The sequence below is a fragment of the Acinetobacter sp. A2 genome, assembly GCF_012371325.1.
GTDB lineage: Bacteria > Pseudomonadota > Gammaproteobacteria > Pseudomonadales > Moraxellaceae > Acinetobacter.
This window is the reverse complement of sequence record NZ_JAAZQX010000020.1, coordinates 1-22825: the sequence shown is the minus strand read 5'-3', so window position 1 is coordinate 22825 and position 22825 is coordinate 1. Positions and strand designations below refer to the sequence as shown.

At 43.1% G+C, this 22825-nt stretch carries 24 protein-coding genes and 1 pseudogene; 21 read left to right on the top strand and 4 right to left on the bottom strand.

Annotation, left to right across the window (positions count from 1 at the left end; genetic code table 11):
- Positions 1-132 precede the first annotated feature (132 nt).
- The 12 genes from HHA43_RS08875 (at position 133) to der (ending at position 12178) form a co-directional block, all read left to right on the top strand.
- Positions 133-1416, top strand: coding sequence for a glycosyltransferase family 4 protein (locus HHA43_RS08875; protein WP_168542409.1), 1284 nt, complete (start codon positions 133-135; stop codon positions 1414-1416).
- Positions 1417-1440: 24 nt separating this feature from the next.
- The gene (locus tag HHA43_RS08870) at positions 1441-1992 is read left to right on the top strand and encodes a phosphatase PAP2 family protein (protein WP_168418432.1); all 552 of its coding nucleotides are present in this window, start codon (positions 1441-1443) and stop codon (positions 1990-1992) included.
- 459 nt (positions 1993-2451) lie between these two features.
- On the top strand, positions 2452-2652 hold the full coding sequence (gene iscX / locus HHA43_RS08865; RefSeq protein WP_104852473.1) for a Fe-S cluster assembly protein IscX: 201 nt from the start codon (positions 2452-2454) through the stop codon (positions 2650-2652).
- 162 nt (positions 2653-2814) lie between these two features.
- Positions 2815-3246 carry a nucleoside-diphosphate kinase gene (gene ndk, locus HHA43_RS08860; RefSeq protein WP_004975092.1) on the top strand — a complete coding sequence of 144 codons (432 nt, stop codon included), beginning with the start codon at positions 2815-2817 and terminating at the stop codon, positions 3244-3246.
- Between the two features lie 138 nt (positions 3247-3384).
- Entirely contained in the window at positions 3385-4617 is a 1233-nt protein-coding gene (gene rlmN, locus HHA43_RS08855; protein WP_168461613.1) for a 23S rRNA (adenine(2503)-C(2))-methyltransferase RlmN, read from the top strand.
- A gap of 54 nt (positions 4618-4671) precedes the next feature.
- Positions 4672-5481, top strand: coding sequence for a type IV pilus biogenesis/stability protein PilW (gene pilW / locus HHA43_RS08850; RefSeq protein WP_019836295.1), 810 nt, complete (start codon positions 4672-4674; stop codon positions 5479-5481).
- Positions 5472-6281, top strand: coding sequence for a helix-turn-helix domain-containing protein (locus tag HHA43_RS08845; protein WP_168461615.1), 810 nt, complete (start codon positions 5472-5474; stop codon positions 6279-6281). The genes pilW and HHA43_RS08845 overlap by 10 nt, the downstream gene beginning before the upstream one ends.
- A 22-nt stretch (positions 6282-6303) precedes the next feature.
- Complete coding sequence (gene ispG / locus HHA43_RS08840) at positions 6304-7425, top strand: flavodoxin-dependent (E)-4-hydroxy-3-methylbut-2-enyl-diphosphate synthase (protein ID WP_104852471.1); 1122 nt, start codon at positions 6304-6306, stop codon at positions 7423-7425.
- 3 nt (positions 7426-7428) lie between these two features.
- Positions 7429-8724 (top strand): histidine--tRNA ligase, encoded by a 1296-nt coding sequence (gene hisS, locus HHA43_RS08835; RefSeq protein ID WP_104852470.1) that lies wholly within the window; start codon positions 7429-7431, stop codon positions 8722-8724.
- A gap of 30 nt (positions 8725-8754) precedes the next feature.
- Entirely contained in the window at positions 8755-9459 is a 705-nt protein-coding gene (locus HHA43_RS08830; protein WP_168542407.1) for a YfgM family protein, read from the top strand.
- Positions 9456-10604, top strand: a complete 1149-nt coding sequence (gene bamB / locus HHA43_RS08825; protein WP_168418435.1) for an outer membrane protein assembly factor BamB — start codon at positions 9456-9458, stop codon at positions 10602-10604. The genes HHA43_RS08830 and bamB overlap by 4 nt, the downstream gene beginning before the upstream one ends.
- A 161-nt stretch (positions 10605-10765) precedes the next feature.
- Positions 10766-12178 carry a ribosome biogenesis GTPase Der gene (gene der / locus HHA43_RS08820; protein WP_168418436.1) on the top strand — a complete coding sequence of 471 codons (1413 nt, stop codon included), beginning with the start codon at positions 10766-10768 and terminating at the stop codon, positions 12176-12178.
- 84 nt (positions 12179-12262) lie between these two features.
- Here der and HHA43_RS08815 read toward each other — a convergent pair whose 3' ends face one another.
- Positions 12263-13036 (bottom strand): SDR family oxidoreductase, encoded by a 774-nt coding sequence (locus HHA43_RS08815; RefSeq protein ID WP_168418437.1) that lies wholly within the window; start codon positions 13034-13036, stop codon positions 12263-12265.
- Between the two features lie 108 nt (positions 13037-13144).
- Between HHA43_RS08815 and mazG the strand changes: the two genes are divergently transcribed.
- The 9 genes from mazG to yjgA all read left to right on the top strand — a co-directional run bounded on the left by mazG (position 13145) and on the right by yjgA (position 19814).
- The gene (gene mazG / locus HHA43_RS08810) at positions 13145-13909 is read left to right on the top strand and encodes a nucleoside triphosphate pyrophosphohydrolase (protein WP_168542406.1); all 765 of its coding nucleotides are present in this window, start codon (positions 13145-13147) and stop codon (positions 13907-13909) included.
- Between the two features lie 12 nt (positions 13910-13921).
- The gene (locus HHA43_RS08805; protein ID WP_168542405.1) at positions 13922-14356 is read left to right on the top strand and encodes a ComEA family DNA-binding protein; all 435 of its coding nucleotides are present in this window, start codon (positions 13922-13924) and stop codon (positions 14354-14356) included.
- A gap of 129 nt (positions 14357-14485) precedes the next feature.
- The gene (gene pcnB, locus HHA43_RS08800) at positions 14486-15946 is read left to right on the top strand and encodes a polynucleotide adenylyltransferase PcnB (RefSeq protein WP_168461623.1); all 1461 of its coding nucleotides are present in this window, start codon (positions 14486-14488) and stop codon (positions 15944-15946) included.
- Positions 15943-16431 (top strand): 2-amino-4-hydroxy-6-hydroxymethyldihydropteridine diphosphokinase, encoded by a 489-nt coding sequence (gene folK, locus HHA43_RS08795; RefSeq protein WP_168461625.1) that lies wholly within the window; start codon positions 15943-15945, stop codon positions 16429-16431. Before pcnB ends, folK begins: the two co-directional genes overlap by 4 nt.
- Before the next feature lie 48 nt (positions 16432-16479).
- On the top strand, positions 16480-17289 hold the full coding sequence (gene panB, locus HHA43_RS08790; RefSeq protein ID WP_168418442.1) for a 3-methyl-2-oxobutanoate hydroxymethyltransferase: 810 nt from the start codon (positions 16480-16482) through the stop codon (positions 17287-17289).
- 1 nt (position 17290) lies between these two features.
- The gene (panC, locus tag HHA43_RS08785) at positions 17291-18136 is read left to right on the top strand and encodes a pantoate--beta-alanine ligase (RefSeq protein ID WP_168461627.1); all 846 of its coding nucleotides are present in this window, start codon (positions 17291-17293) and stop codon (positions 18134-18136) included.
- Between the two features lie 24 nt (positions 18137-18160).
- The gene (gene rapZ / locus HHA43_RS08780; protein ID WP_168418444.1) at positions 18161-19012 is read left to right on the top strand and encodes an RNase adapter RapZ; all 852 of its coding nucleotides are present in this window, start codon (positions 18161-18163) and stop codon (positions 19010-19012) included.
- The gene (locus tag HHA43_RS08775) at positions 19009-19278 is read left to right on the top strand and encodes an HPr family phosphocarrier protein (protein WP_026438354.1); all 270 of its coding nucleotides are present in this window, start codon (positions 19009-19011) and stop codon (positions 19276-19278) included. The genes rapZ and HHA43_RS08775 overlap by 4 nt, the downstream gene beginning before the upstream one ends.
- 2 nt (positions 19279-19280) lie before the next feature.
- Positions 19281-19814: a ribosome biogenesis factor YjgA gene (gene yjgA, locus HHA43_RS08770; protein ID WP_168418445.1), complete on the top strand. Its 534-nt coding sequence runs from the start codon at positions 19281-19283 to the stop codon at positions 19812-19814.
- A 155-nt stretch (positions 19815-19969) separates the two neighbouring features.
- Here the strand turns inward: yjgA and HHA43_RS08765 are convergent, their stop codons facing one another.
- The 3 genes and pseudogenes from HHA43_RS08765 to HHA43_RS13225 form a co-directional block, all read right to left on the bottom strand.
- Positions 19970-21616 (bottom strand): acyl-CoA synthetase, encoded by a 1647-nt coding sequence (locus HHA43_RS08765; RefSeq protein WP_168542404.1) that lies wholly within the window; start codon positions 21614-21616, stop codon positions 19970-19972.
- 181 nt (positions 21617-21797) lie between these two features.
- Positions 21798-22052: a helix-turn-helix transcriptional regulator gene (locus HHA43_RS13230; RefSeq protein ID WP_266096373.1), complete on the bottom strand. Its 255-nt coding sequence runs from the start codon at positions 22050-22052 to the stop codon at positions 21798-21800.
- Positions 22053-22211: 159 nt separating this feature from the next.
- Positions 22212-22721, bottom strand: a pseudogene (locus HHA43_RS13225) (AraC family transcriptional regulator); the annotation flags it as partial.
- Positions 22722-22825: the final 104 nt, after the last annotated feature.

Genomic DNA, 22825 nt, shown 5'->3' with positions numbered 1-22825 from the left:
AACAGCAAATTATGGGGTTTCTAGCTTTTAAAATTGTATAAAAAATGACAAACATGTCACCAAAGCATCATATTATTGCAATGCTGCTGTATTAGGCTAACTAGCATAAAATAAGAATTGAGCAGAAAGGCGATGAGCAATGTATTGGCAAAGCAGAGCAGTAAATTAGAGCGTTACAGCGATGCATTTAAATTTTATTTCAAACAAGATCAACAACAAAAAAATAGCCAGCCTCAATCTGAACTCTCAGACCTTGTCCGCCCACGTTTAAAAATTGCCCTCGTGACAGAAACTTGGCCACCCGAAATTAATGGTGTAGCACGTTCATTGCAGCAATTGTGCAAAGGTTTACAGACACTTGGGCATAAAATTCTGCTCATACGCCCTGAACAAAAACAGCATGATGGCCAGTTTCAGCCTTATAAAGAGTGTCTGGTTAAAGCCCAAGCGATTCCTAAATATAATAATTTACAATTTGGCTGGCCACAGTGGTCTAAACTCTCGCAGGCGCTAGATGAGTTTGAACCAGATGTAGTGCATATTGTGACTGAAGGGCCTTTGGGGCTTGCTAGTTTGCATTTGGCAAAATCAAAAGGTATTCCTGTTTCCAGTGGTTTTCACTCTGCATTTCAGGATTTTAGCCGATTTTTTGATTTGGCTTTTTTACTTAAACCGATACAACACTATCTAAAGTGGTTCCATAACAATACTTTGCTGACCTGTGTGCCGAGTCATGACACAGAAAAATCATTGCGTCAGTTTGGCGTAGAAGGCCCATTGGTGATTGTCGGGCGTGGTGTTGATGTCGAGCACTTCTCTCCTGAGTTTCGTTCAACAGCACTTAGAGCACGCTGGGGGGCAGATGAAAACACACGAGTGATGTTGTATGTGGGGCGTTTATCGCCAGAAAAAGAAGTCAATGTGATTATTGATGCCTACCACAGCATGCCCCAAAAAACGGAACAAGCTGTGAAATTGGTGGTGGTGGGTGATGGGCCCGATCGTCAGCGTCTAGAAGCCATGAATTTGCATGGCGATATTATTTTTACTGGCAGTTTAAGTGGCACAGCGCTTGCAGAAGCTTATGCCAGTGCTGATGTATTTACCTTTGCCAGTCAGGTCGAAACCTTTGGCAATGTCGTGTTAGAAGCCATGGCCAGTGGCTTACCTGTCATTGCTTATGACTATGCTTGTGCACGTTTACATATAAAACCGAATGAAACAGGTTGGTTGAGTCCACTCGGTCAGCCAGAAGATTTGGTCGGTCATATCCACCGACTTCCCGATATTACAACCCTTAGACAAATGGGCGAAAAGGCCCGCAAAGCGACTTTAAATATTGGCTGGCAACACCCAGTCCAACAATTTGAGCAGGCGTTATATCAAGTGGCAGAGGAGCGATACATGCCATCTTAGTTATGCGCCAAAAGGAGAGAACTGATGAAGTTTAAAAATGCAAAAATAAGAATGCTGGATCTCGACTTAAAAGGCTGTTTGTATCTTAACCATTTTTCCCACTCGCAGAGGGTGGCACAATTTTTTAAAATTATTAGCCGTTTGGGCGATGGTGTGTTCTGGTATGTCATGCTAGCAAGTGCATGGATCATGCAAGGCATTGGCTACAGCTTACAAATTATTTATCTCTTATTGGGCGGCTCGGTTGGTACAGGTATTTATAAATACCTCAAACAAAAAACAGTGCGTCCACGTCCCTATCAGGTTCACCAAGTCATTCGTTTAGGTGAGCGCCCGCTAGATCATTTTAGCTTTCCATCGGGTCACACATTACATGCAGTAATGACCACCACAGTGTTGGGTTATATCCAGCCAGTATTGTTGATGTTGATGTTGCCCTTTACGATTTTGGTAGCTATTTCCCGTATGATTTTAGGTTTGCACTATCCAAGTGATGTGGCCGTCGGGGCGATGATTGGAGGGGCTGTAGCGAGTGCGATTATTTTGGCTGCACCTTATGTAAATATTGTTTTATAAGTGGTTTGTATCTCAAGTTTATATTAAGAACTTGAGTATGAATTTATTGATTAGAGGGCTAAAGAGTTATAACGGAGTCCTATTAATTACGGTCAAACAGTTGGATAAACCTTCGGTTCGACCTACTTTACTACACATATTTTCATTCAGCAAAATGAGAAGCTGAGTGTTTCGCGAGAACATCATCTTGCGGAGTAACGCTACTCATCATAAAAGCGATTTTCCATATTTGGATTACTGCTCCATTGTTGACTTGCGCTGCAAACAAAGCAGTGCTTGTTTTTGCTCAGGTTGTGGATGACGTTTCCGAGTATCAGATGTATGTGATTGAGTACCATTAAGTATGGTTTTATGTGTGTAAATCATATTTGAAAAGTTATAGATCAGATACAGAAAGGCAGGCAGCTTTGGTGAAATTTGTTAAAGTAGTCGCTGTCTTAAATAGAATAGGGAATACACATGGGTTTACGTTGGACAGATAGCATCGACATTGCGATTGAATTATATGAAGCACATCCCGATGTGGATCCACAATGGATTCGTTTTACCGATTTACACGCGTGGGTCTGCGCTTTACCTGAGTTTGAAGATAACCCAGAAAAATCGACAGAAGGTTTGTTAGAAGCCATTCAAATGGCGTGGATTGACGAAGCACGTTAAAAATAGTGCTGTGAAGCCAGACGGATTTATCCGATGTCGATCTGCATAATTTGCTTCATATCGAAAAAAGCAATTTTTTTACACATCAAAAGCAGAAAACAGCCCATTATTCGGTATAATGCGGCAAAATTTTCGCGTCAACATTGACTTAAGGAGCCAATCATGGCTATTGAACGTACTTTATCTATCGTAAAACCAGATGCAGTTGCTAAAAACCACATCGGTGACATCTTTGCTCGTTTCGAAAAAGCTGGTCTTAAAATCGTTGCGACTAAAATGAAACACCTTTCTCAAGCTGAAGCTGAAGGCTTCTACGCTGAGCACAAAGAACGTGGTTTCTTTGGTGACCTAGTTGCGTTCATGACTTCTGGTCCAGTTGTTGTTTCAGTTCTTGAAGGTGAAAACGCAGTTCTTGCTCACCGTGAAATTTTAGGTGCGACAAACCCTAAAGAAGCTGCTCCTGGTACAATCCGTGCAGATTTCGCTGTAAGCATCGACGAAAACGCTGCTCACGGTTCAGACTCAGTTGCATCTGCAGAGCGTGAAGTAAACTACTTCTTTGCTCAAACTGAAGTTTGCCCACGTACTCGTTAATACGCAGTATTCAAACCAGATAAGTGTTATTATGCTTATCTGGTTTTTTATTCTCCGAATTTTTATTTTCTGAATAAACCCTTGCTCACCTCTTGAGCATCTCCTTTCATCTTTAGACATGGTTTAGGTAATACACACATGAGTACAGAAGTCCTCGCTGCATCTGCGACAGATGTTCAGCAAGCATCTGCATCCGCTCCTGCACAGTCCAATACTGCAGAGAAAGTGAATCTCCTTGGCATGTCACGTCCACAAATGGAAAAATTCTTTGAAGAGTTAGGCGAAAAGAAATTCCGTGCAGGGCAGGTGATGAAATGGATTCACCAGTTTTTTGTTACAGACTTTGCCGAAATGACCAATATTTCGGGCAAGTTACGTGAAAAACTGGAAAAGATTTGTGAAATTAAAGCGCCAGAAGTGGTGCATAAAAACTATTCTAAAGACGGTACGCGTAAGTGGGTGTTCCGTGTGGGCGAAGGTGAAGGCTCACTCGTCGAAACTGTCTTGATTCCTGCAGAAGATAAAACTGGCTCACGCAAAACCTTGTGTATTTCATCGCAAGTGGGTTGTGCGCTAGACTGTTCATTTTGCTCTACAGGTAAACAAGGCTTCCAGCGTGACTTGACTCAAGCCGAAATTATTGGTCAGTTGTGGATGGCAAACTATTCCTACATGGAAGATGTGCCAGTGGTAGAGCGTGAGCGTTCTGTGACCAACGTGGTGATGATGGGCATGGGTGAACCATTGCTGAATTACGATGCTGTTTTGAATTCTATGCGCATCATGTTAGATGACTTTGCCTATGGTATGTCTAAGCGCCGTGTGACCTTATCTACCTCGGGCGTAGTGCCTAAAATTGATCAATTGGCACAAGACATTGATGTTGCCCTAGCAATTTCTTTACATGCCACCAATAACCAATTACGTGATGAGCTGGTTCCAATCAACAAAAAATATCCGTTGGAACAATTGATTGCGGCTTGTCAGCGTTATATTGGCAAAGATGGCAATGAAAGTGCCCGTAAACACGTGACCATTGAATATGTCATGTTAGATGGTGTGAATGACCATCCTGAACATGCACAGCAAATGATTCAGTTACTCAAGAACCTGCCAAGCAAAATTAATTTGATCCCATTTAATCCATTTCCGCACGCACCGTATGGGCGTTCTAGCCGAAATCGAATTATTTCTTTCCAAAAAACTTTGTCTGATGCAGGTTTTGTGTGTACGATTCGTCAGACACGTGGTGATGATATTGATGCTGCCTGTGGGCAATTGGTCGGACAAGTCGCCGATCGTACCCGTCGTGCAGAGCAGTGGAAAAAGAAAGTTGCAGCGCAAAATGAAATTATACGCTCGCAAGGATAATGACTTGTATAGATAAGCGACTTGCATCGAATTAAGACGCAAAGGGGATGTCCATTGAATAAGCCTGTATTTAAATTCGCACAAATTACAACCGTTTGTATTTCGGCAATTTTTGCTGCAGCTTGTCAAACCACAGCGCCAACGCTCGGACAAAAAGACCCAGAAAAAGCAGTACAAGTACGCACTCAACTTGCCGCAGAATATTTAAAAAATGGCGACTTAGATTCTGCTAAGCGTGCGTTGGATCAAGCTTTGGAAAGCGATTCACGCGATTCATCTGCCAATATGATGATGGGAGTGTTGTTGCAGCAAGAAGGTAGCAAGCTGAATCTAGAAAAAGCCGATGCCTATTTCAAGCGTGCCATTGCTGCTGACCCTCAAAATGCACAAGCGCGTAACAACTATGGTACGTATTTATATCAAGTAGAACGTTATAATGAGGCGATTGAACAGCTCAGTATTGCTGGTGCAACACTGGGTTATGATCAGCGTTTTAGAGCATTAGAAAACGTAGGGCGTATTTATTTAAAGTTGGGTGATGTCGCGAATGCCGAAAAATCATTCAAACAAGCCTTGCAAGCCAACCGCGATTCTTATGTTTCAATGTTAGAGTTGTCTGAAATTTTATATTTAAGACAACAATTTGCACCCGCTCGACAATTGTATGAACAGTTTGTACGTGCGGTCGGGCAAAAAAATCAGGGTGCGCGTGCCTTATGGATTGGGATTCGTTTAGCACGTGCCAATGGCGATCAATTGGGAACTCAGGTTTTAGTGAACCAGCTGCGTGCATTATTTCCCAATAGCCAAGAATACCAACGTTATTTGCAATTACAGTACAGTACTGAGGCCGTATGGAAGTAAATCCTAATTCACCGCAACCATCACAGGGGAGCAATCAGGTACCCCATGCATTAGGAAATGTTCAACGTCCAGGTGAGTACCTTCGTCAAATTCGTGTGAATCAAAAACGCGATCTGGCTGATGTTTCAAAAGATTTGAAAATTCCATTGAAAACACTGACTGCACTTGAGCAGGATGAATATACCGCCTTGCCAGAAGCGACCTTTATTAAAGGTTATTATCGTACCTATGCCAAATATTTGCAGGTCGATGCTTCTGCGATTATTCAGCGTTTTGATGAAATTTATGCCAACGATACAGGTCTGTTGCCCAACCATGCCTTGAACAATTCACCCATCAAAATTATGGGGAAGCTGCCTGGTTCCAACCGTGATCGTAATAAGAAGTGGCTGACCCGTATCGCCATTGCGATTGCTGTCTTGTTGCTACTGTGGGCTTTGGTGGCATTGATTCAGAACTGGATGTCTTCTAGTCAAGACACTGCTGAACCTGAAATTGCAGTGCTGCAATCTGATGTGCAAATCATTTCAGACAATGCAACGGTTGGCACAACCTCACTTGCTTCAGGTGATCAATTGAATTTGCAATTCGCACGTCCAACTTCAGTGCATATTGTCGACTCTGCAGGCAATGTATTGGCAACAGGACGTCAGGCATCAACTTTAAATTTACAAGGTGAAGCCCCATTCCAAATTCGTTTAGATGATGCCACTGCTGTGTCATTAAGTTTGAACAATGAGTCGATTTCATTATCGCCATATACTGTAAACGGAAAAGCCGAATTCCGTTTGTCTCGATAATGCAGCAAGGTAGAGCGATATCATGATTGTGAATCCAATTCAACGCCGTCCGACCCGTAAAATTCGTGTGGGTTCTGTTTATGTCGGTGGTGATGCACCCATTAGTATTCAGAGTATGACCAATACAGAAACCTGTGATGTAGCTGCGACTGTGGCGCAAATCCAGCGTTGTGTGGATGCGGGTGTAGACATCATGCGTGTTTCTGTGCCAACAATGGAAGCCGCAGCTGCATTTGGTGAAATTCGTAAGCAAGTGTCTGTACCCTTAGTTGCAGACATTCACTTTGACTATAAAATTGCTTTGGCCGTTGCCGATGCTGGCGCAGATTGCTTGCGTATTAACCCAGGGAATATTGGCTCAGAAGCTAAAATTCGTGAAGTGGTGGCTGCTGCAAAACATCACGATATTTCCATGCGTATTGGTGTAAATGCAGGATCGCTAGAAAAAGACATTCAGAAAAAATATGGTGAGCCAACAGGGGCTGCATTGCTAGAATCTGCCATGCGTCATATTGATATTTTAGATCGCTTAGACTTTCATGAATTTAAAGTTTCAGTCAAAGCCTCTAATGTGTTTTTAACCATGGATGCTTACCGCCTGTTGTCACAACAAATTGATAATCCATTACATTTAGGCGTAACTGAAGCAGGCATTTACCGTACAGGTACGGTTAAGTCAGCAATTGCTTTGGGTGGTCTGCTCATGGAAGGCATTGGCGATACCATGCGTATTTCGCTTGCGGCAGAACCTGAAGATGAAGTCAAAATTGGTTTTGATATTCTTAAATCTTTAAGCTTACGCTCAAACGGCATTAACTTCATTGCTTGCCCAAGCTGTTCACGTCAGGAATTTAATGTGATTTCTGTGATGCAGGCTTTGGAAGAGCGTTTGGAAGATATCCGCACGCCTATGGATGTATCGGTTATTGGATGTAAAGTGAATGGCCCAGGTGAAGCCAAAGAGGCGGATATTGGTGTCGTGGGTGCAAGTCCACGTTCGTTGGTATATCGAAATGGTGAAAAAAGCCATTTAATTGATACCAACCAACTTGTTGATGAAATCGAAAGCATGGTTCGTCAACGTGTGACAGAGCTTGAAGAAGCTAAATCTAAAGAGATTATTCGTACAAATTTTTCTGAGTAAGACATGAGTTCAATTGTTGCAATCAAAGGTTTTAATGACATTCTGCCTACGCAAACTCCTGCGTGGAGACGTCTAGAGCAACATTTAGCATCACTAATGGATGCTTATGGTTATCAACAAATTCGTTTGCCAATGGTCGAGCAAACCAATTTGTTTAAGCGTTCAATTGGTGATGCGACCGATATCGTTGAAAAAGAAATGTACACTTTCTTGGACAAAGGCAATCCGCCAGAGTCTTTGACTTTACGCCCTGAAGGTACTGCGGGCTGTGTACGTGCCATGTTAGAGCACAATTTACTGCGTGGCGCGACCCCGCGTGTGTGGTATATCGGCCCGATGTTCCGCTATGAAAAGCCGCAAAAAGGCCGTTACCGCCAATTCCATCAATTTGGTGTCGAAACTTTTGGTGTTGCAACGCCAGACATGGATGCCGAACTTATTTTAATGACTGCGCGTTTATGGAAACGCATGGGCGTTGCCGATAAAGTTCGCTTAGAGTTGAATACTTTGGGTGAGTCGGATGAGCGTGCTGCGTATCGTGCTGCTTTGGTTGAGTTTTTAGAAGCTCACAAGGCCGATTTAGATGAAGATTCTCAGCGTCGTTTAAGTACCAATCCACTGCGTATTTTGGACTCTAAAGATGCTAAAACACAAAGCATCTTAGAAAATGCACCGAAATTACATGATTTTATGGGTGAAGACACCCTAAATCACTTTGCCCAGTTACAGCAATATTTAACAGATGCAGGCATTGATTTTGTAATTAATCAAAAATTGGTACGTGGTCTAGATTATTACAACAAAACAGTATTTGAATGGACAACTACGCATTTAGGTTCACAAGGCACAGTCTGTGCAGGTGGACGTTATGATGGTCTGGTTGGGCAATTGAAAGGCAAAGCAGATCAGTCTGTACCTGCCGTGGGATTTGCCATGGGTATTGAGCGTTTGTTGTTGCTACTTGAGCAAGTCGAAGACAATACACCAGTACGTGATTGTGAAGTGTTCTTGTTGGCAGACCCAAATACGCAAGGCAAGGCTTTGGTTTTGGCTGAGCAAATTCGTGACCAGTTGGAACAGGCAGGCAGCCAAATTCGCCTGAAAGTCGGTTCACAAGGTTCAATGAAAAGCCAAATGAAAAAAGCCGATCAATCAGGTGCAATCTACGCATTGATTTATGGTGAGCGCGAAGCGGAAGCACAGCAATTGGCAGTCAAAACTTTGGCAACTGCCGAGCAAACTGCAGTCGCTGTTGCTGAAATTGTGCCTTTCATCATTGAAAAATTTTCTTCACAATAAGCCAAATAACATAAGGAAAAGGGTAATCCAATGAGCGCATTGAGTGATGACGAACAACTTGATAGTTTAAAATCGTTTGCGAAAAAATATGGCTCGGCCATTATTAGCGGGATTTTAATTGCGTTGATTGCCTTTTTCGGATGGCAATATTGGCAGAAAAAAAACTTGGCTGAGCATCAAATGAATACTGCCAAAGTGCAGCAACTGATGGATGATGCACGTAACACAGAAGCGAATCCTGATGCTTTTAGTCAATTGTCTGCAACTGCCGATAAAATTGTGAAAGAAGCGCCAGACTCTGCGCAGGCCATTCAAACTCAGTTTTTAATGGCAAAATTGGCTTATGATCAGCAAGACTTTGCTGCGGCTGAAAAAGCTTTAAAGAAAGTTGAAAACTCAAAAGTGAAAGATCAGGGCTTGGTGCAACTGGTCAAGTTACGTTTGGCGTATGCACAGCTGGCTCAAAAGAAATATGACGAAGCCATTCAAAGTTTGGCAGGCGTGACCGATCCTGCATTTAAAGCTACAGCAGACGAAGCACGTGGTGATGTCTATGTTGCCAAAAATGACCGTGAAAATGCTAAAAAAGCGTATCAAAGTGCATGGGATACTTTGGTAGAACGTAAACAAGAGCGTCAAATTTTACAAATAAAACTCGAAAGTGTAGGCATTTTGGTGGATGATCCTGAAATTGAACGCCCAGTATTAGAAACACAAGTGGATGAGAGCCAATGAATAGAAAGTATAAAATACCGTTTGCACTGACAGTTTTAACCCTCGCTTTGGTGGGATGTTCTACAAATAAAATTAAAGTTGCAGAAGTTAAGCCAAATCCACTCCCAAAACTTGAACAAGCACAGAGTTTAGTGCCTGTATTTTCGCAAAATGTATCTTCTACAACGGCAGCAGATCCACTGCGTTTACAGCTCGATGCTGCAAATGGTGTAATTTTTACGGTTGATCCTAAAGGTGAAATGGCCGCCTATCAAGGCAAACAGCGCCTTTGGCAAAAGCAAGTTTCTAAGCAAGGTCTTAGTGCTGGCGTAAAAGCTGCAGAAGGAATAGTGGTTGCAGGCAACAGCAAAGGACAATTGTTCGCCCTAGATCAGCAAACAGGCGAACAAAAGTGGGTGGCACAATTAACAGGTGCAATTCTTGCACCTTCATTGATTCAGTCTGGTCGTGTGGTCACGGTCAGCAATGATGGCACGGTGTATGCGCACAACGTAGAAACGGGTCAATTGGTATGGACCTATAACTTGCCAAACGTACAGTTTAGCTTACGTGGTATGGCTGCACCTGTTGCTTTAGACCCGCGTACAGTCTTAATTGCTTCGGCAAATGCCTATGTTTATGCCTTAGATATTGTGACAGGCGTACCACGCATGCAACGTCGTGTCGCAATCAGTGAAGGTCGTTCAGACATTCAACGCTTAAATGATATTGATGGTGACCCTGTAGTTGCCGGCCAATTCTTGGTGACCACAAGCTATCAAGGTCAGGTCACTGTATTGGACTTGGCATCGCAACAGGTGATCTGGAGCGAAGACATGAGCAGCACCAAACGCCCAGAAGTAGCGGGTAATGGTGTGTTTGTCAGTAGTGATGACGGTAAAATTGCTGCCTATGAAATCACGTCTGGGCAACAACTTTGGGAAAATGACAGTTTACTGAATCGTCGTTTGTCTAATCCTGTGTTGTTAGGTCAGTATTTGGTGGTAGGCGATTTAGACGGTGTATTGCATTTGCTTGACCCAAGTTCAGGTCAGTTGGTTGGACGCTCAAAAACCAGCGGTGAAGTACGCACATTGCGTGTCATTGACAATCAGCTCTATGTAGCAACGCAAAAGGGTGCTTTCAGCGTTTGGCAGAACCGTTAATTTTATTCTGACTTTTATGCTAAAATAGTCGTCCGTATTTTTACGCGGGGTAATTGAATGTTCAATACCCCGTGTTTTTATTTAGATATTTGATCTACTTTCTCCACAGTTTCTGATGTTCAGGCCATTTAAGTTGGCTGATCTTGTATAAAGGTTAATCTATGAAACCCGTAATTGCGCTCATTGGTCGTCCGAACGTCGGAAAATCAACGCTGTTTAACCAGATTACCAAGAGCCGTGATGCGCTTGTTGCCGACTTTGCTGGTCTGACACGTGACCGAAAATATGGTGATGCTACTTACCAAAACAAGTCCTTTATTGTTGTGGACACAGGTGGTATTGGCGAAACCGAAGGCGGTATTGACTCTTATATGGCAGAGCAGTCAAAAACTGCAATCCACGAAGCGGACATCATTATTTTTGTGGTGGATGCACGCGCAGGTTTACTCGCATCGGATGAGCAAATTGCACGTGAATTGCGTACTTTAGGCAAAAAAGTATTCTTGGTGGCCAACAAGGTCGATGGCGTACATGCCGAAGCAGCCTTGGTGGAATTCTTCAAGCTAGGTATGGGCGAACCATTACAAGTGGCTGCTAGTCACGGACGTGGCGTACAGCAAATGCTGGAAGATGTTCTGGCTGATATTCCTGAAGACGAAAACCCAGATGCACATGACCAAGACACAGGTTTGCGTTTAGCCATTATTGGACGTCCAAACGTGGGGAAATCTACGTTGGTCAACCGTTTATTGGGTGAAGAGCGCGTAGTTGCATTTGACCAACCTGGAACAACACGTGACTCGGTTTATATTCCATTTGAGCGTAATGGGCGTAAATACACCTTAATTGATACTGCGGGTGTGCGTCGTAAAGGTAAGGTGGATGAAATGATTGAGAAATTCTCAATTGTGAAAACCTTACAAGCCATGAAAGATGCTCACGTTGTGGTAGTGGTGGTTGATGCACGTGATGGTATTGTAGAGCAAGACTTACACTTGATTGGTTATGCACTCGAAGCAGGGCGTGCCATGGTGGTTGCGATTAACAAATGGGACAATATGTCTGAGTATGATCGCAAGCAATGTAAGCTAGATGTAGAACGTCGTTTTGACTTTATTCCATGGGCAAAAATTCACCTGATTTCTGCATTACATGGTACAGGTGTGGGCGATCTATACCCATCTATACACCGTGCTTATGAATCATCACATTTGAAAGTTTCACCTGCTAAACTGACACAAATTTTGAATGATGCGACTGATGCGCACCATCCACCAAAAGTACAGGGGCGTGCCATCAAAATGCGCTATGCGCATATGGGCGGACAAAACCCACCTACAATTGTCATTCACGGCAACAAGGTAGATAAAACCCCTGCGGATTACCGTCGCTATTTAGAAAATGTGTTCCGTAAAGTGTATAAACTTGAAGGTACACCGGTAAAAATTGAATTTAAAACTTCTGAAAACCCATTTGAAGGACGTAAGTCACAGGTGGATGAACGTACTGCAGCACGTCGCCGCCGCTATGTACAGAAGTTCAAGAAAGCTGAGAAAAAGTTTAAGCGTGGGTAAGCTGTCATTTTTCAAGATGCAAAAAAAGCCCGAATTTTAAATTCGGGCTTTTTATTGTGTGCGGCATATTGGGGTAGCATTACCTTATGCGCGCTTTGCCAATAATCGATTCGACCAACGATTTAACCATTGCGGGCTGATGCCAGACAATTGCATTAAGGTTTTGGCTTTTAAACCTACCGCACGGTGGGTGTTGGTCAGAATAGAGTCTTTGGCCGTTGCTTGCTGATAAACCACTTGCGCTACATCTTCTGCTGAGAGATGTACCCCCATATTTTGAATGGTGCCAGCATTCATATCTTTAACCATGGCTGTTTGCACAAAAAGTGGCATTACATCTAACACACGAATACCAAATTTATCCCATTCTATATCTAATCCTTCAGTGATGCCACGCACAGCAAATTTAGAAGCAGAGTAAGAGATTAAATCAGCTTGTCCATAAATTGCAGAGGCGGAAGACAGATTAATCACCCGAGCAAAACTAGCCTGTTTCAAATAAGGCAAAGCGGCGTGACAGCCATTCAACACGCCATTGACATTGACTGCCATGGTACGGTGATGAGCTTCTATAGGTGTATCTTCAAAAGCACCTGAATATAAAATTCCAGCATTGTTGACTAAAATATTGAGTTCACCCGCCCATTGGCAAAAATCTGACAAAGCAGCTTGCCAGCTGGTATAGTCCGCTACATCCAATAAGCCTGCATGCGCACGTTCACCCAGTTGATTGGCCAGTTGTTGGGCTTGGGTGAGATGAATGTCATAAATACCAACACGGTAACCTTGCTGGTAAAACAAACGGGCAATTGCCGCACCGATGCCTTGTGCAGCACCACTAATCAAGATACTGTGCATTTGAACTTGCTCCCTGATGTTATTTTTGTTGTACATATCGTCCTTGCGGTTTTGAGCATAGCAAAAAATATTCAGGTTTGTGCAAAAAAATGAAATAAGGAATATCTCATGCAGCAATTGCTTTCAGTCATGCAACAACTTCGTCAACAATGTCCGTGGGATCAAAAGCAGACCCCTGAAAGTTTGACCAAATATGCAATTGAAGAGGCCTATGAAGTCGAAGCCGCAGTACGTTCAGGTAATGTGGATGAAATTCGAGATGAACTAGGAGACCTTTTGCTGCAAGTGGTGTTTCAGGCACAAATGTATAGTGAGCAAGGTGCGTTTAACTTTCAGGATGTGGTGCAAGCTATTACTGAAAAACTGATTCGTCGTCATCCACATGTGTTTCAGGCCGAACAGTTTGCGCAGCTCAGCGCAGAAGATGTTGCTGCCTTATGGAAAACCATCAAACAACAAGAAAAACAGGGCAAGGCAAAATCACGTTTAGACGAAATTAAACATGCCCCTGCATTACAGCAGGCACAGCAAATTCAGCAGCATGCAGCCCAGTTAAGCTTTGATTTTCCAACTGTAGAAGAGGCTTATGTAAAACTTGAAGAAGAGTTGCAGGAATTACAGCAGGCGATTCAGCAGCAACAATCCGACGAAATACTGGATGAGTTTGGTGACTGTTTATTTTCTTTGATCAATGTAGGTCGTAAACTAGGCCTGTCCAGTGAAATGGCATTATTGAGCACAATTCATAAATTTAGAACACGCTTTGCTTACATAGAAGATCAAGCCGAATTACAACAAAAGCAGATTGAAGAAATGAGTTTAGAAGAAATGGATCGGTTTTGGGAGCAAGCAAAACAACAATTAAAAAAATAGGTTAATCATTGTATGTATATACCACGTATATTGAGTTTGAGTTGGGCTGATTTTAAATTTACAGTACTTGGATTATGGGCAGTGTTGCTGTGTGGAATCAGTCTTCCCACAACGGCACAGCAGTTCGACCAAAATTATTTAAAATGGAAAGCGCAGCAAGAAGCGCAAGATCAGCGTTTGACTGCAAAGCAAACGACTGCTGCCACATCACAATATTATTTAGCACGTCCGAAGCAAAAAGTAAGTTCTAGTGTGCAGCAAGTCCGTTTGAACAGTGCATCGCTAGAGCAACTGCAACAATTATCGGGGATTGGCTTGAAAAAGGCTGAAGCGATTGTGGAATATCGTAAACAAAAGGGACAGTTTCAAAGTATCGAAGAGTTACAGCAAGTCAAAGGCATTGGCCCAGCTTTATTTGCCAAGAATAAACACAAGCTGGCATTGTAGCTGCAAGCAGAATTTTAGCACTACACATTGCAAAATTAGCGTGTGAATCAAATTGCCCTTTGATTGTGATAGAGATATGATTAGCGACATCTTATATATTTTACGTTCAGACGTAGGAGACAGCGTCTTTTGCAAACTTTGCGCGCGTCAAAATGTGGTTTATCTACCGCTCAATTACCTTCTTCCATTTTAGATGTTTTAGATGCTTTAACTAAAGCAGGCTATGAAGCCTATATTGTAGGCGGTGGAGTTCGTGACTTAATGTTGGGGCTGAATCCTAAGGATTTTGATGCCGTGACCAATGCCACACCATCACAAGTGAAAGAGGTTTTCGGACGACGTTGCCGAATTATTGGACGACGTTTTGAGCTGGCGCATGTCTACGCAGGACGTGAACTGATTGAAGTAGCGACTTTCCGTGCGCCACCCAAAAAAGCTGTGACTTCTGCCGCAGGCATGATTCTTCGCGACAATAACTGGGGTACAATCGAGCAAGATTTTGCCCGTCGTGATTTTTCAATCAACGCATTGTATTACCAGCCCCGCAAAGGCATAGTGCTGGATTTTTGCAATGCCGTAGATGATATTAAGCATAAAAACTTACGTTTATTGGGTGATCCAACCCTACGTTTTGAAGAAGACCCTGTGCGTATGCTGCGGACTTTGCGCTTCGCTGCTAAATTGAACTTCAATATTGATCCAAAAATTCTAAAAATTTTTACGCCTGAAATGACGCAATTATTGCGTGATGTTTCACCCCACCGTTTGTATGATGAGTCGCAAAAGCTCTTTACGATGGGGCATCTAAACAAAGTTTTACCAATGTTGATTGATTTCGGAATTTGGCGTCAGTTATTTGCCGATATTAAACCTGACATTAATCCGTTTATTGAACGTGCTGCAAAAAATACAGATCAACGTATTGCCATTGGCAAAACGATTAATCCTGCATTTTTCTATGCAGTGCTGTTGTGGCAACCATTTTTAGAGCGTTGTGACTTTTATTTATCTAAAGGTGTAGTTGCAGCCGAAGCACGTGCACAGGCAGGTTTAGATGTGCTGAAACGTCAAGCAACACGTACCATCATTCCACGTTTTGCTGAAACTTTTATTCGTGAAGTATGGGAAATGCAAACCCGCTTGTTGCAACCTAAGCCACAGCAGATCGAAGCATTATCGGGACATGCGCGTTTCCGAGCAGGTTTTGACTTCTTGTTATTGCGAGAAAAATCAGGCGATAGCTCAACCCTAGGCATGGGCCAATGGTGGGATGCCTATCAGCTCATGAGCACCGATGAAAAAGAACGTGCGATTGCTCAATACAACCGGTCACGTGCTAAGAGCCGCCGTAAAGCAGCGCCTGAGCCTGTTGAGGTGTTAGCTCAGCAGATTGATCATCAAATTGAGCCTTTGGTGAATGAGCCTGAGCCACGCAGCCGTCGTGCGCGTAAAGCCAAGCAATATGAAGAAAATCGTGCTCAACGTTCTGCAAGCACTCATGAGTCTGGTATTGCTGCAGATCATCCAATTTTAAAACGTAAACGTGTACAACGTGATTTAAGCCAAGTGATTTTTGGGCCTACACAATGAGCAACATCACCTATATTGGTTTAGGCAGTAATTTGGGCGACTCTCGTCAAATTTTAGCCGATGCTGTACAAAAACTGGCAACTTTGGGTGCTGTGCAGACCTCAAAGCTGTACCAAAGTCCACCCATGGGGCCACAAGATCAGCCAAACTATTTAAATGCCGTAGTGCGTTTGGAAACAGAACTTGAACCTCTAGCGTTGTTGGATGAGTTACAGCGTTTTGAACAGGAGTCGGGTCGGGTGCGGTTACGTCATTGGGGTGAGCGCACGCTAGATTTAGATTTATTGATTTATGGCGATGCCACGATTGAAAATGAACGTTTGACTGTACCGCATGTGGGGGTGTTAGAGCGTGATTTTGTCGTCATCCCATTGTTAGATTTAGATGCTAATTTAAGCGTCAAAGGACAAGCTTTAAAACATTTGGCATTGCTTGAACATCCGAACTTAACAGTTGCGGATGCAGGGGATTGGGCAGGGCTGTAAAGTTTTAAATTAAGCATGAGTAATGCTTTTCCATAGAGGAATATTTTCATGATTAGTCTAAGTGACCTAAGAAAATTTAAAGCGGAAGGTCGCAAATTCTCCTGCCTGACTTGCTATGACGCAAGCATGGCAAAGGCAATGGAAGTTGCCGAAATTGACACAATTTTAATTGGTGATTCTTTGGGCATGTCAATTCAGGGACGTGACTCGACTTTGCCTGTGACTGTGGCCGATATGGCTTATCACACCGCTGCGGTACGCCGTGGCAATCAGCATGCTTTTATTCTGACAGACCTGCCATTTATGAGTTATGCCACCTTAAATGATGCACTGCAAAGCTCGAAAGAAGTCATGCAGGCAGGTGCGCAAATGGTCAAAATGGAAGGCGGTGCATGGCTCAGTGAAACCGTTGCAACATTAACCCGTAACGGTATTCCAGTGTGTGTGCATTTGGGTTTGACACCGCAATCGGTGCATGTGTTTGGTGGCTACAAGTTGCAAGCGCGTACCCGTGAAGCGGCAGACAAGCTGATTGCAGACTGTAAAGCGGTGGTGGATGCAGGTGCGGCAATTTTATTGCTGGAATGTGTACCTGCACAGCTAGGTCAGGAAATTTCAGAGCTATTCCCTGAAATTCCTGTGATTGGCATTGGTGCTGGTGCAGCAACCGATGGTCAAGTCTTGGTGGTACAAGACATGCTAGGGCTTACCTTTGGTCGCATGGCAAAATTTGTTCGTAACTTTATGAAAGAACAAGCGGGTGAAACTGCTATTTTAGATGCATTTAAAGCCTATCATGCCGCAGTACAAGATGGCTCTTTCCCTGCACGTGAACATACTTTCCAAGTTGAGTTGTAATATGAAAACCGAAACCACAATTCAAGGCTTAGCAGCATCTTTACAGCCTGCACGTGCTGCGCGTAAAACCATTGGTTTTGTGCCAACCATGGGAAATTTGCACGAAGGGCACTTAACTTTGGTGCGTGAAGCGAAAAAAATATGTGATTTGGTGGTGGTCAGTATTTTTGTGAATCCAATTCAATTTGGTCCAAATGAAGACTTTGACAGTTATCCACGGACTTTAGATCAGGACAGCCAACTGTTGGCAGATGTTGGTTGTGACATTATTTTTGCGCCTTCTGTGGAGCAAATGTATGGCAATAAGCCACGTTTGACCAATATTTCTGTTAGCGATATTACTGCAGATTTGTGTGGCTTACAGCGCCCGGGTCATTTTGATGGGGTCGCAGTCGTAGTGACCAAATTGTTTAATATGGTGCAGCCAAACTATGCTTTCTTTGGCGAAAAAGACTATCAACAATTGGCGGTGATTCGTCAGTTTGTGCGTGATTTAAACATTCCGCTTGAAGTGATTGGTGTACCCATTGTACGCGCAGCAGATGGCTTGGCGCTCAGTTCGCGTAATGGCTATTTGAGTGCAGAACAGCGTCAAATTGCGCCGACGATTTATCAAAGTCTAAAAGCAGCAGAACAGGCGTTACAGCAAGGCGAAAGCTTGTCACAAGTGTTAGCGAATATTAAGACCACATTGACAGCTGCGGGCTTTGTTGTGGACTATGTAGAAGCACGTACAACAGAATTGCAAAAAATTGAAGCATTTAGTGAAGATGTTGTGCTATTCGTTGCTGCAAAACTGGGCAATACACGTTTAATTGACAATTTGCAGGTCAAACATTCTGCATAGTTCGCAATATAAGGGTTGCATGCCATGAAACGTATTTTGATCGTCACAGGTCAATCGGGTTCAGGAAAATCTTCGGCATTACAGGTGTTGGAAGATTTAGGTTATTACTGTATTGATAATTTACCCTTGGCATTGCTCCCAGAAATTGTAGACAAACTGGATCAGGAAAATAATTTAGAGCAGTTGGCGTTGGGGGTGGATGTACGCAGTACCCGTGCCGACTTGCAAGAGTTTGATCTGGTATTTGAACAACTGCAGAAGCATGGATCGGTAGATATTATTTATCTGACCACGCAGGATCAGGAACTGATTGCCCGCTTTAGTGCATCACGCCGTCCGCATCCATTGTCGAGTCGATTTAAAAGCTTAAATGAATGTATCCAAGAAGAAAAAACCTTGTTGATGCCTATTCAGTTTCGCTCGACTGTGCATATAGATACTACCGATAAAAGCGTGCATGACCTAAAGCATGTATTGCTGTCTAAACTTGGGCAAAGCGATCATTTAATTGTGATTTTACAGTCCTTTGGTTATAAGCACGGCATTCCGCTAGATGCCGACTATGTTTTTGACGTACGGCATTTACCCAACCCGCATTGGGATTTAGAGCTGCGAAAACATTCAGGTTTAGATGCACCCGTGCAGGAGTTTTTGCAACAAAGCCCGCAAACTCATGAAATGTTTAAAGACATTTATCAGTTTTTAGAAAAATGGTTGCCTGCTTTTGCCGAAGGGCATCGTCACTACATCACCATTTCTATTGGCTGTACTGGTGGGCAACATCGTTCTGTTTATATCGTAGATAGACTAAAAAAAGCACTTGAGGCAAAATGGTCTATACAAGTCTTACACCGAGAAATGAAGCACTGGTCATGATTGACACAACTGTTGACGTAATTAATAAACTAGGTTTACATGCACGGGCATCTGGGAAACTGATAGAAGTGACCACCAAATTCCGTTCGTCAATCCAAATTGGCAAAGGCGACAAGTTGGTCGATGCCAAAAATATTATGTCCTTGCTCATGCTGGGTGCAGGCAAGGGAACTACTTTACGCTTGGTGATTGATGGGGCAGATGAAGAAAAAGCTTTATCTGACATTCAAGCACTATTTGCAGCAAAATTTTACGAGGCAGATTAATCGTGGCACGTCGACCGCAACGTTTTACTGAAGATGACTTTGAATCTTTAGAAGGGCGTGCAAGTAAAACCGAACAGAAAAAAGCCGTACAGCGTATGGCTGCTCTGGGCGAACAATTGGCGCAGTTAAGCACCAAACAAATTCAGAAACTTCCTGTAGAAGAGCGTTTAATTGACGCTTTGCTGGAATTGCAAGGTATCACTTCACATGAAGCACGCCGTCGTCAGTGTCAGCGTATTGGTAAACTGCTACGCAATGAAAATGAAACGGTGATTTTGTCGTATTTGACGCCACAACAAGGCGCAAAGAAAACCGCGCAGTTACAGCGTTGGGTGGAGCGTATTATTAAAGATGGTGACCCTGTCATCAATGATTTTAGTAAAACCTACAAAGCTGCAGAACGTCATACGTTGCGTCAGCATCTGTTGCGTATTCACCGTGATATGAAACAGGAAGTACCTGAAGAGGAATTAGAGGCGTCTAAACTCAAGTTATTCAACTATGTACAACAGGTTGCGCTCTTGTCTGAAAGTTAAGTCAAATTAAGTTGAGTTAGAGCAAATCAGAAGATGGTTGTAGATTAACTCATTTGACAATCAAAAAACGACTCCAAGATGAGTCGTTTTTTATTTGGATTTATGATGAGGATGAATAGTTGGTACATCCTCATAGTTTTAGATTAAATTTAGCCTTAACCAAACTCACCGACTGAACGCTCTTTGGCCCACTCACGCAATACAAACTTTTGTAATTTGCCTGTAGAGGTTTTTGGAATTTCAGTAATCACCACATCTTTTGGTACTTTAAAGCGTGCTAAGTGCTGGCTGCAATAGGCAATGATTTCTTCAGGGCTGGCCTGTTTACCGTCTTTGAGTTCAATGAAGGCACATGGGACTTCCTGCCAGCGCGGGTCAGGTTTTGCTACCACTGCAGCAGTTAGCACGGCAGGGTGTTGATACAGGACTTCTTCAACTTCCAGTGACGAAATATTTTCGCCCCCTGAAATGATCACGTCTTTAGAGCGGTCAGTAATTTTGGCGTAGCCGTCGGGTTGGCATACGGCTAAATCACCCGTATGGAACCAACCACCTGCAAATGCTTCTGCGGTAGCTTCTGGGTTTTTCAAATAGCCTTTCATCACGATATTGCCACGGAACATAATTTCGCCCATGGTCTTACCGTCTTTGGGTACAGGTTGCATAGTTTCAGGGTCAAGAACTTTCATGCCATCCTGCAATGGATATGGCACACCCTGACGTGAATGTAACTGTGCTTGTTCCTGAATAGACAAGTCGCTCCAACCTGCTTGAGAAGCACAGAGTGCAGATGGGCCATAAGTTTCAGTCAGGCCATAAACGTGAGTGACATTAATGCCAATATTGCGCATGCCTTCAATAATTGCGGCTGGTGGTGCAGCACCTGCTACCATGACTTCTACACGGTGCTCAAACTGGGTCTTTTTCTCTTCTGGGGTGTTAATTAACATCGATAAGACAATTGGTGCGCCGCAGAAATAATCGACTTTGTGTTCTGCAATCAGTTTGAAAATCAGTTCAGGGTCGACTTTACGCAAGCAGATATTGGTACCACCATTAGCGGCCATGGTCCACGCAAAACACCAGCCGTTACAGTGGAATAAAGGCAGTGTCCATAAGTATTTGGCACGTGGTGTCATGCCACAGGCAATAATATTACTTGCTGCATTAATATATGCACCACGATGATGGTAAACCACGCCTTTTGGGTTGCCTGTGGTGCCTGATGTGTAATTTAGACTAATCGCATCCCATTCATCTTGCGGTAAATGCCATTCAAAATTCGGATCACCCGCTGCGAGCCATGTTTCGTATTCAATTTGTCCAATGCTGATTGCATTGGCAGCATGTTCGTATTCTGCGTCGCTGACATCAATGACGTAAATTTCATGCGTGACCATTGCCAAGGCTTCTTGCGCCAAGGCTGCAAATTCAGGGTCAACCAAAAGTACTTTCGATTCTGCATGATCAAGCATAAATGCCAGTGTTTTGGCATCTAAGCGGGTATTTAAAGTATTTAACACCGCCCCCGCCATAGGTACGGCAAAATGTGCCTCTAGCATGGCCGGAACATTCGGCAGCAGCACCGAAACAGTATCGTTTTTGCTAATGCCTAATTGTTGAAGTTGATGGGCAAATTGGCAGCAGCGCAAATATGTTTCACGCCATGTGATTTGGCGAGAACCATGAATAATCGCATTTTGGTGTGGGTAAATATAAGCCGCCCGTTCCAAGTAACGTAAAGGGGACAAGGCTACAAAATTGGCGGGTGTACGCGGTAATTCATCGTATGCGCTGACCATTGTTATTCTCCATATATGTCGTTATTTTATCCAATTTAAAAAGATAGGGATTTTATGGCAGCTTTGCAGTTATGCTTTAGTCGAAATCCTGTTGTTTTTATTTTTGTTCGCTTGTAAGTCGGTTTAAATAATGAGTGAAGTAAAATTTAACTTTTTGTTTTTCTTTAAGAATAATCAGTGTTTATGGTGTGATCTGATTTTTATACAGTGAAGGGCTGAGTCCTGTCCATCGTTTAAAGGCACGTCTAAATTCACGCAATTCACTAAAGCCCAGTTGCTGACTGACTTCACTAATGGAAAGGGATTGTTGTAGCAGTTGTTTGGCTTTATTTTCTAAAACACGTTGTCTTAAATTTTGGAAACTACAGCCCTCAGCTGAAAGCTGTCTGCGCAAATGTCTTTCACTCATTTGAAAATGCTGCGCTGCTTGCGTCATATCAAAATGCTGCGGTAAATGCTGCTCAATCAGATAACTTAGTACATGTGCATATTGCTGCTGATTAATCGCCTGCATATCTTGCAATGCCATTTGGCAGACACGCATAGCGGTGCTGTAGTTGGCAGCACTTGCGGTTTTAATGTTACGGGTAAAAATTTCAGGACGAAATACCAGTGCATTCATGTGTGATGAAAAATGCAAAGGACATTGATAATGTGCGTGATAAGCATCTAAATGCGCAGGTTTGGCAAAACTAAAATGTACTTCGAGCAAATCTTGATGATCCCCCAACATCACATCTAAACAGCTAATAATACTGGACAGGGCTTCATCGCAGAAAAAGCGCAACAACTGACCTGTAGGGTAGCGCTCTTTGATGACTAACATGGGATGGTTAGAGGAAAAATCATAATCCAAGTCCATTACGCTGCCTGAAATTGGATGGTATTGCAGTCCTGTCTGTAGCGCTTCGACAATATTTTGACTCGAGATCATGGCAAAACCTAGCATGCCCATGGAAATCAGCCCTTTGTCACGTCCAATCTCTAAGCCCAAATGCTCGCATTGGGTGTCTTGTAGCACACGTGTTGCAACCTTACAAATGTCTTGAAATGAAATAAAACCATGACCTTGATCAATCTGAGTTACATCTAAGGCTAGGCCTTCAAACCAATGCTGATATGTAAGCTGCTGCTGTTCCTTAAAATGTAATCAAACATAGTCAAGGACTAATTCGCACTCTGTTAATGTCTTGTTGCCAAGCGTGTAAC